Genomic DNA, 8,140 nt, shown 5'->3' on the forward strand with positions numbered 1-8,140 from the left:
GATCCGATCCATGGCCGCCCGCGTCGCCTCGCCCTGGGCCTCCAGTCGCGCCAGCCGTTCCGCGACCAGCCTCTGTTCGGCGACCTGATCCTCTAGGGTTCCGATCCGCGCCGCCGCGCCGCCCGCCCAGACCAGGCCGCCGATCGTCTGCACCGCCAGCGCGGTGATCAGGGCCACGGGAATTTTTCGCACGCCGTCCATGCTCAAGCCCCCACGCCGGCCATGCGCCGACGCTCCTCGTCGGTCAGGAAGCTCGCCGCCTCCAGTCGCGCCCATAGCGCCTCCCGTTCGGGCTGCAGCGCCGGAACCGCATCCATGTCCGGCTCGATCCGCACGTCCGGAAAGCGACCACCCAGCCAGCCGGTCAACGCCGCCGCCGTCTTGCGCACCAGAGGGGCCACGGTCCCGCGCCAGAAAGCCACATTGGCCTCGCGATAGTTGGCGTAGGTCGCGTCCCCGGGAATCCCCAGCAGTTGCGGCGGAACTCCGAAGGCCAGCGCGATCTCCCGCGCCGCCGCGTGTTTCCCGGCGATGAAATCCATCTCCGCCGGCGTCCAGCTCAGCGGTTTCCAGTCCAGTCCGCCCTCCAGCACCAGTGGCCGGCCGGCGTTCGCCGTGCCGCTGTGCAGGTCGTCGATCTGGGTCTTCAGGGAAACGAACTGCTCGTCGGTCAGCCGCTCGCCGTCCCGCGCCGAAAAGACCAGCGCCCCGGACGGTCGCGCGGAATTGTCCAGCAGCGCCTTGTTCCATTGCCCGGACGCGTTGTGCACGTCGATGGCGAAGGCGGCCGCCTCCAGCGGCGAGAAGCCGTAGTGATCGTCAACCGGGTGGAACAGTTTCAGATGCAGCACCGGCATCCAGCCGTCCGCCGCCCGCGCCAGGGTCACAGACCGTCCGTGCACCGAATACTCATAGGCCTCAGGCCAGCCGCTTCGCCCCGGTACGACCTTCATCCGGTCGGGCCGCAGCGACCACAACTCGTCCGGCGCCACATCCCCCGCCGCCTCGACATAGGCGTTCCCCGCCGTCTGCAGCGCGCCATAGACCCCTTCCAGCCATTCCACTCCGGACTGCTCGGGATTGGGCCGCGCCAGAAGGTCCGCCAGGGGATGCTCGTCGGCCCGAACGCCGCCCGCGAACACCGCCAGCGGCGTCGCCGCCGCGGCCTCCGAGATCATCCGCACGCACCGGTAGGCCACCGGGTTCTTGGTGAAGCCTTCCGTCGCAAGGCTGGCGTAGTCCCGGGGGGTCCAACGCGCCCGGCCGCCGCCCGCCAACGCGATCAGGGCGCCGACCCGGCTGTCCTTGATCTCGGGCGCGGCGACGCGCCGCCGATCCCCGGAGGGCCGTCGCCAGTTCAGCATGATGATCTCCGTTGGCCCGGAACCGGGGGACGCCGCCTGCCGGTCTTTTCCGTCTTGCCAATAGTATGGGGCGCCAGCGCCCGACCGTTGGAAGATCGCGGACTCTTTCTTACAAGCGGCTGATCTTCCTGCGCTTCTCAGCGCCAGTTTGGACGAAGGTTCGCGACAGCCTCAGACGCCGCGCTCTTCCCGCCACTCGGGGGCCTCGAAGTCCAGCGCGTCTTCAGCCTCTTTCAACGCCAGTTCCGACACGGTCTGCCCGCGCACAGAAACGCCCGCCTCGTGCACCGTCTCGCGGCTGCCCGAGACCAGATGATGCCACGGCGCCAGGGTCCGCCCCTCATGGATGCGGCGATAGGCGCAGGACTTCGGCATCCACTCCAGCGCCTCGATGTTCCAGGGCGTCAGCTTGATGCAGTCCGGCACATGCTCCTTCCGATTGGCGTAGTCGGAGCAGGTGCATCGCACCGGGTCGAACAGCTTGCAGTGCACCCGTGTCGGGATCACCTCGCCGGTGTCCTCGTCCTCGAACCGCACTAGGCAGCACAGACCGCAGCCGTCGCACAGGCTTTCCCACTGTTCGCGGGTCATCTGGTCGAGGGTCTTGGTTTCCCAGAAGGCGGTCATCGGCGGCTCCATACGCCGATCGGGGCCTTGTGTCGCCGGGGCACTTCCCCGAAAGCCGCCGTCAAGGTAGGGAAAATCGAGTGGCGTTCGGGGGATACGCGTGATCATCGGCATCGATCTGGGCACGACCAACAGCGCGGTCGGCGTCTTTCGCAATGGCAAGGCGGAGCTGATTCCGAACAGTCTCGGCCACGTCCTGACGCCTTCGGCCGTCAGCGTCGATGAAACCTCGGGCGAAGTCATGGTCGGCCTGGCCGCGCGGGAGCGTCAGTCCACCCACCCGCGCCACACCGCCACGGCCTTCAAGCGCTACATGGGCGCCAACCGCGCGACGCCCCTGGGCAAACGTGACTTCACGGCCGAGGAACTGTCGGCCCTCGTTCTCGGCCGCCTCAAGGCCGACGCCGAGGCCTATCTGGGCGAGCCGGTGACCGAGGCGGTCATCACCGTCCCCGCCTATTTCAACGACAAGCAGCGCAAGGCCACCCGCCGCGCCGGTGAACTGGCCGGCCTTCGCGTCGAACGCCTGCTCAACGAACCCACCGCCGCCGCACTGGCCTACGGCATTCACGAACTCGGCAATGAGAGCCGTTTCCTGGTTTTCGACCTCGGCGGCGGCACCTTCGATGTCTCCGTGCTCGAAATCTTCGAGGGCGTGATCGAGGTCCGGGCCTCCACCGGCGACAATCGTCTGGGCGGCGAGGACTTCAATGATGTCCTCATCGAGGAATTCCGCCGCACCGCGGGCAAGGACATCAGCGAAAAGGACCGCGCTGACCCCACCTTGCGCGAACGCATCCGCGTCGCCGCCGAGCGGACCCGCCGCGCGCTGACCGAGGGCTCCTCGGCCACCATGTCCATCGTCTGGAAGGACCAGGCGATCGAGCGGCAGATCAGCACCGAAGAGTTCGAAATCCTTTGCACCGGCCTGCTCAACCGCCTGCGCGATCCGGTACTGCGCTCGCTGCGCGACGTGGGCATCCGCTCCGAGGACCTGTCCGAAATCATTCTGGTCGGCGGCTCGACCCGCATGCCCGTGGTCCGCAAGGCCATCACTCGCATGTTCGGCCGGTTCCCCGCCAACGCCGTCAATCCGGACGAGGCCGTCGCCCTTGGCGCCGCCGTCCAGGCCGGGCTCAAGTCCCGCGACGTGGCCCTGAAGGAAGTCGTCATGACCGACGTCTGCCCCTACAGCTTGGGGGTCGAGGTCGCCGAGCGCGGTCCGGGCGGACGCATCATCGACGGCATCTTCTCGCCGATTATCGAGCGGAACACCGTCATTCCGGCCAGTCGGACACAAAACTACGCCCCGATGCGTGATCACCAGCGCGAGCTGATCCTGCGCATCTATCAAGGGGAGTCGCGCCATGTCGTCGACAACGTCCACCTCGGCGAAATCAAAGTCCCCCTCGCCGGCGGCCGCGCTGAGGACGGCGCCACCGATGTCCGGTTCACCTATGACATCAACGGCCTGCTCGAGGTCGACGTCACGGTGATGAAGACCGGTGAGACCCGTCAGCTGATGATCGTCGATGACGATGTCGCCGCCGCACCGGACTTCGAGAAGCGCCGCGCCGCGCTCGCTGCGCTCAAGCAGCACCCGCGGGATTCCGATGCGGTGAAGACCGTCCTCGCCCGCGGCCACCGCTGCTACGAGGATGCACTCGGCGAAACGCGCCAGTTCCTCGGCGACCAGATCACCCGCTTCGAACTGGTGGTCGAAGGCCAGGACCCGCGCGAGATCGAGCACGCCATCGGCCAGCTCACCACCGTCCTCGACCAGTTCGAGGGCCAGACGTGGCTCTAGGCGGAACCATCTGGTCCATTCTCGGTCTCGAGCCGACCAATGACGAGCGCGAGGTTCGCCGCGCCTACGCCCGCCGTCTGAAAGAGGTCCATCCCGAAGACGACGCCGAAGGCTTTCAGGCCTTGCGCGAGGCCTATGAACGCGCCCTCGACATGGCCCGCCGCGGCTGGGCCGTCCCCCCTGCGCGCAAGCCGCGCAAGAAAAAGGCCGAAACGGTCATCGATGCGCCTGCTTCCGACGACCGCTGGGCGGACGACGATGCGGACCGCTGGACGGAGCCTGAGGCCGACTCGGGTGAAGGCTGGAACGACGCCGGGACAGACCGGTGGGACGTCGCCCCTCCACCGTCCGCGCCTGAACCGAAGCTGTCGCCTGAGATCGCCGCCGAGCTGGAGGCCGAAAAGGCCCGGCTGGCGGCGCACGCCGCCCTGTGCGACCAACTTGAAGGCCTGCTTCGCCAGACCACCGCGCCCTCCGGCGATGCGCTCGGCATCATGCTGCGCATCTTCCGCTCGCCCGCGATGGACTCGCTGCGAGTTCATGCAAACACCGAGTACTGGCTGGCCCACGCCATCGCCCGCGGCGGCCCGGCGGCCGACAGCCTGATCGAGTCAGCGGTCAAATTCTTCGGCTGGGACAGCGGACGGGTCGGCGTGGACATGTCCCACGCCCAGCCTGTCCTGCAGCGCCGCGAGACGGCCCTCATCATAGAACGGCTGGCCCGGCCCATGACCGTCGGCCACGACGCCTGGAAGGCCTTGCGAACGAAGCAGACCCTGTTCCGTCGCATCGCCGACCGGCTTGATCCGTTCCTGTCGCGACAGGTGACCGATCTGCTCGCCCGAGCCGCCCACGACCTTCCGGACCTGTACAGCCATCTCGACCCCGACGCCGTGGCGACCTGGCGGGCGCGTCTGGCCCATCCCCGGTTCAGCGCCCTCTTCCTGCTCAGCCTGCTGATCGTACCGCCGATCCTGGCTCTGATCGCGGTCAGCACTGGCGCGTTCGGTCCGACGGCCCTGCTCAACATCCTCGCTGCCTGGGTGGTCGCCCTGGCCGCCATGACCGGGATCGGCGCGGCCTGGGTCAACGGCGTGCTCAAGCCGGCCCGTGAATGGGCGGATCGTTATCCGTGGGACGCCCCCCTGTGGAAGCGCCTGGGCTGGGCCCCGGCCGCCGCAGCCCTGCTCACAGTCGCCCCCTTCTTCTCCAACATGGACTGGCTGTGGCCAGGGATCCTGCTGGCCGGACTGGGCCTCGTCGCCTGGGCGCGGATCGTCACCGCCCACATCCCGCCTCCGCCCATGTCCCGCTACCGGATCTCCGAATTCATTGGCGTCGTCCCGATCCTCTTCTACGTTCTCTCCCTGCCCGCCTCCGCCTCGCAGCCGACACTGATCGCCGCCATGGTCAGCGCGACCCTGGTCTTCCGCTTCGGCGGCCACGCCATCGTACAGGAATGGCTCTACCAGAGCCCGGATCGCCAGCGTCTGACTTCCCTGGTTCTGATCGTCGGCGCCGTCGTGGTGGGCGGCCTCGCCGTCCTCACCGCCCGGACCGGCGCGCCAGGCCTCGCTGTCGGCCTGGTCTGCGGCTTCGCCTTCATGGATCGCGCCCTGGCGACGGATCGCTTCGGCCCCGCATTCCAGTTCCGGCGCATCTGGCTCACGACGGGCTGGTTCGGCGCCCTGTTCGTCTCGGGCTTCGGGGAAGCAATGGCGAAGACCGCTCCTGCGGCCTTCGCCGTCTGGCTGGTGATCGCGGGCGTCATCACCGGCGCCGCCGCCTTCCTTCCCGAGCCTGGCCGCAAGAAGCGCAAACCCGGCGCGCTGGCCTGATCGTCAGTGACTGACCGACTTGGAGAACAGGTTGATCACCAGCACGCCGCTGACGATCATCGCCAGCCCGGCGATGGCCGGCAGATCCAGCTTCTGTTTGAACAGCACTGCCCCGATCGCCGCGATCATCACCACGCCCAGCCCGCTCCAGATCGCGTAGGCCAGCCCGACGGGAATCTGCTTCAGCGCGATCGACAGCAGGTAGAAGGCGATCAGGTAGCAGACGCCCATCCCCAGCGTCGGCCACGGCCGGGTGAACTGCTGCGACATCTGCAGCATCGTCGTCCCCGCCACTTCCAGCCCGATGGCGCCCGCCAGGGCGGCCCAGGTCAGCGGGTTCATCGCGCCGTCTCCATCAGGGTATGGCCCGGCGTCAGCAGCGACAGCAGCGCCCGGCGCTGGTCCGGCGATACGTCGTAGACTCCGAAGATGTCCGACATCCACAGGCCGTCGGCCACCAGTCGCAACAGCAGGGCGTCATCCGCCCCGACCGGGTCGGTCGGATCGTCCGCTCGCACCGGAGCCGTCGCTGTCGACCAGCGCTCGCGCAGGGACGGCTCGATGGCGCAGGCGGCCAGGATGGCTCGCCCGATGCTCACGTCTTCCGAAGTCACCGCATCGTTGATCGTCACGCGCAGGTAAGCGCGCGCCAGCCGTCCGTATGGCTCCGGATCGCGCGCCGCCTCATCCAGGATCGACGCGCTGAACATCTCGCCCAGATAGTCCACCACGCCTTCGAGCAAGGCCATCTTGGTCGGGAAATGATGAAGCAGCGCGCCCTTGCTGACCGTGGTGCGCGCCGCGACCGCGTCCAGAGTGAAGCCTCGCGGCCCCAGTTCGGCGACGACTTCCAGCGCCTTGTCCATGATCTCGGCGCGGGTGGTGTCGGGCGCGCGGCGGCGTGTCTTGATGTCCATTCGCCTTACATACCGGCTGGACGGTAAGGGTCAATCGCGCAAGGCCGTGGCGATGCGCCGCCCCCTCCTCTATATGGCCCGCCATGGCTGCCCGTCCCCCCCTCGTCGCTCTCAAGGATGTCCGTCTTCAGGACGGTCAACGCCCATTGTTCGACGGTGTCGACATGGCCATCGAGCCGCGCACCCGCGCCGCCCTCGTCGGCCGCAACGGGGCGGGCAAGTCGACCCTGATGAAGATGGTCATGGGCCTCATCGAGCCCGACGCCGGCGACCGCTCGGTCCAGGCCGGCGTTCGCTTCGCCTATGTCCCGCAGGAGCCGGACATCGCGGGCGAGACCCTGCTCGACTACGCCGCCTCGGGCGGCGCCCAGCCCTGGACCGCCGAAAGCTGGCTGACCACCTTCGGTCTCGACGCACACAAGCCCGCCGTCAATCTTTCGGGCGGCGAGACCCGCCGCGCCGCGCTGGCCAAGGCCTTCGCCGAGGAGCCGGACCTGCTCCTGCTCGACGAGCCGACAAACCACCTCGACATCCTGGCCATCGAATTGCTGGAGAGCGAACTGCTCTCCGCGCGCTTCTCCGTCCTGGTCGTCAGCCACGACCGCGCCTTCCTGAACCGCGTCACCCAGTCGGTGCACTGGCTCGAAGGTCGCCGCGTGCGCACGCTCGACAAGGGCTTCGTCGCCTTCGACGACTGGGCCGACAAGGTCATGGAAGAGGAGGCGGAGTCGCTGCGCCGCCTGACCAAGAAGATCGAGGCCGAGACCTACACCTTCTACCGCTCCATCACCGCCCAGCGCACCCGCAACGAGGGCCGCGCCCGCGCCCTGATGGCCATGCGCGCCGACCGCGCCGATCGGGTCAAGGACCTGCCGCGCGAGCTCCAGCTCGGCGTCGACAGCGGCGTCACCTCCGGCAAACTGGTCGCCGACCTCAAGGGCGTCAGCAAGCGGTTCGGTGATCGCGTCATCTTCAAGAACCTGACCACCCGTGTCATCCGCGGCGACCGACTGGCCATCGTCGGTCCCAACGGCGCGGGCAAGACCACGCTGGTCAAGGTCTTGCTGGGCGAACTCCAGGCCGACGAGGGCAGCGTCCGCCTCGGCGCCAATCTCGACCCGGTCTATCTTGATCAGTCCCGCGAGGGCCTGAAATCCGACATGACCCTGTGGGACGCCCTCACCCCCGGCGGCGGCGACTCCATCCTGGTGCGCGGCGTATCCAAGCATGTGGCCGCCTACGCCAAGGACTTCCTCTTCTCCGAGGCCCAGCTGCGCCAGCCGATCTCGACGCTGTCGGGCGGCGAACGCAACCGCCTGCTGCTGGCCCGCGCTCTGGCCAAGCCCGCCAATATGCTGGTCCTCGACGAGCCGACCAACGACCTCGACATGGACACGCTCGACAAGCTGGAAGAGCTGCTCGAGTCCTATGACGGCACCCTGATTCTGGTCAGCCACGACCGCGATTTCGTCGACCGCCTGGCCACCTCGACCATCGCGATGAATGGCCGCGGCGACATCGTCGAAACCCCCGGCGGCTGGACCGACTTCATTCGCCAGAATCCCGGGTTCCTCCAGCCCGGCGCCA

At 68.1% G+C, this 8,140-nt stretch carries 8 protein-coding genes; 3 read left to right on the forward strand and 5 right to left on the reverse strand.

What is annotated here, in order from left to right:
• The 3 genes from Q0C81_RS08160 to Q0C81_RS08170 form a co-directional block, all read right to left on the reverse strand.
• A partial coding sequence (locus tag Q0C81_RS08160; protein WP_291836227.1) for a hypothetical protein occupies window positions 1-201 on the reverse strand: 201 nt, incomplete at its 3' end.
• 2 nt (window positions 202-203) lie between these two features.
• Window positions 204-1,364 (reverse strand): phage portal protein, encoded by a 1,161-nt coding sequence (locus Q0C81_RS08165; protein ID WP_291836231.1) that lies wholly within the window; start codon window positions 1,362-1,364, stop codon window positions 204-206.
• Window positions 1,365-1,535: 171 nt separating this feature from the next.
• The gene (locus Q0C81_RS08170; protein ID WP_291836234.1) at window positions 1,536-1,991 is read right to left on the reverse strand and encodes a YcgN family cysteine cluster protein; all 456 of its coding nucleotides are present in this window, start codon (window positions 1,989-1,991) and stop codon (window positions 1,536-1,538) included.
• Window positions 1,992-2,091: 100 nt separating this feature from the next.
• On the opposite strand from Q0C81_RS08170, the gene Q0C81_RS08175 reads away from it, so the two are divergent.
• Together Q0C81_RS08175 and Q0C81_RS08180 are read left to right on the forward strand one after the other, a co-directional pair.
• Complete coding sequence (locus Q0C81_RS08175; RefSeq protein WP_291836238.1) at window positions 2,092-3,798, forward strand: molecular chaperone HscC; 1,707 nt, start codon at window positions 2,092-2,094, stop codon at window positions 3,796-3,798.
• Window positions 3,789-5,636 (forward strand): J domain-containing protein, encoded by a 1,848-nt coding sequence (locus Q0C81_RS08180; RefSeq protein WP_291836241.1) that lies wholly within the window; start codon window positions 3,789-3,791, stop codon window positions 5,634-5,636. The genes Q0C81_RS08175 and Q0C81_RS08180 overlap by 10 nt, the downstream gene beginning before the upstream one ends.
• Before the next feature lie 3 nt (window positions 5,637-5,639).
• Here the strand turns inward: Q0C81_RS08180 and Q0C81_RS08185 are convergent, their stop codons facing one another.
• Together Q0C81_RS08185 and Q0C81_RS08190 are read right to left on the reverse strand one after the other, a co-directional pair.
• The gene (locus Q0C81_RS08185; RefSeq protein WP_291836244.1) at window positions 5,640-5,978 is read right to left on the reverse strand and encodes an SMR family transporter; all 339 of its coding nucleotides are present in this window, start codon (window positions 5,976-5,978) and stop codon (window positions 5,640-5,642) included.
• Window positions 5,975-6,553, reverse strand: a complete 579-nt coding sequence (locus Q0C81_RS08190; protein WP_291836248.1) for a TetR/AcrR family transcriptional regulator — start codon at window positions 6,551-6,553, stop codon at window positions 5,975-5,977. Before Q0C81_RS08190 ends, Q0C81_RS08185 begins: the two co-directional genes overlap by 4 nt.
• An 83-nt stretch (window positions 6,554-6,636) precedes the next feature.
• Here Q0C81_RS08190 and Q0C81_RS08195 point away from each other — a divergent pair.
• Window positions 6,637-8,140 (forward strand): ABC-F family ATP-binding cassette domain-containing protein (locus Q0C81_RS08195; protein ID WP_291836251.1); only part of this gene is annotated, 1,504 nt, incomplete at its 3' end.

This window comes from Brevundimonas sp. (genome assembly GCF_023259385.1).
In the GTDB taxonomy this organism is placed as follows: Bacteria; Pseudomonadota; Alphaproteobacteria; order Caulobacterales; family Caulobacteraceae; genus Brevundimonas.

Bases quoted from the DNA above. Each gene is read 5' to 3' on its own strand.
- Q0C81_RS08165 (WP_291836231.1), bottom strand. From the start codon at position 1,364: ATGCTGAACTGGCGACGGCCCTCCGGGGATCGGCGGCGCGTCGCCGCG.
- Q0C81_RS08170 (WP_291836234.1), bottom strand. From the start codon at position 1,991: ATGACCGCCTTCTGGGAAACCAAGACCCTCGACCAGATGACCCGCGAA.
- Q0C81_RS08185 (WP_291836244.1), bottom strand. From the start codon at position 5,978: ATGAACCCGCTGACCTGGGCCGCCCTGGCGGGCGCCATCGGGCTGGAA.
- Q0C81_RS08190 (WP_291836248.1), bottom strand. From the start codon at position 6,553: ATGGACATCAAGACACGCCGCCGCGCGCCCGACACCACCCGCGCCGAG.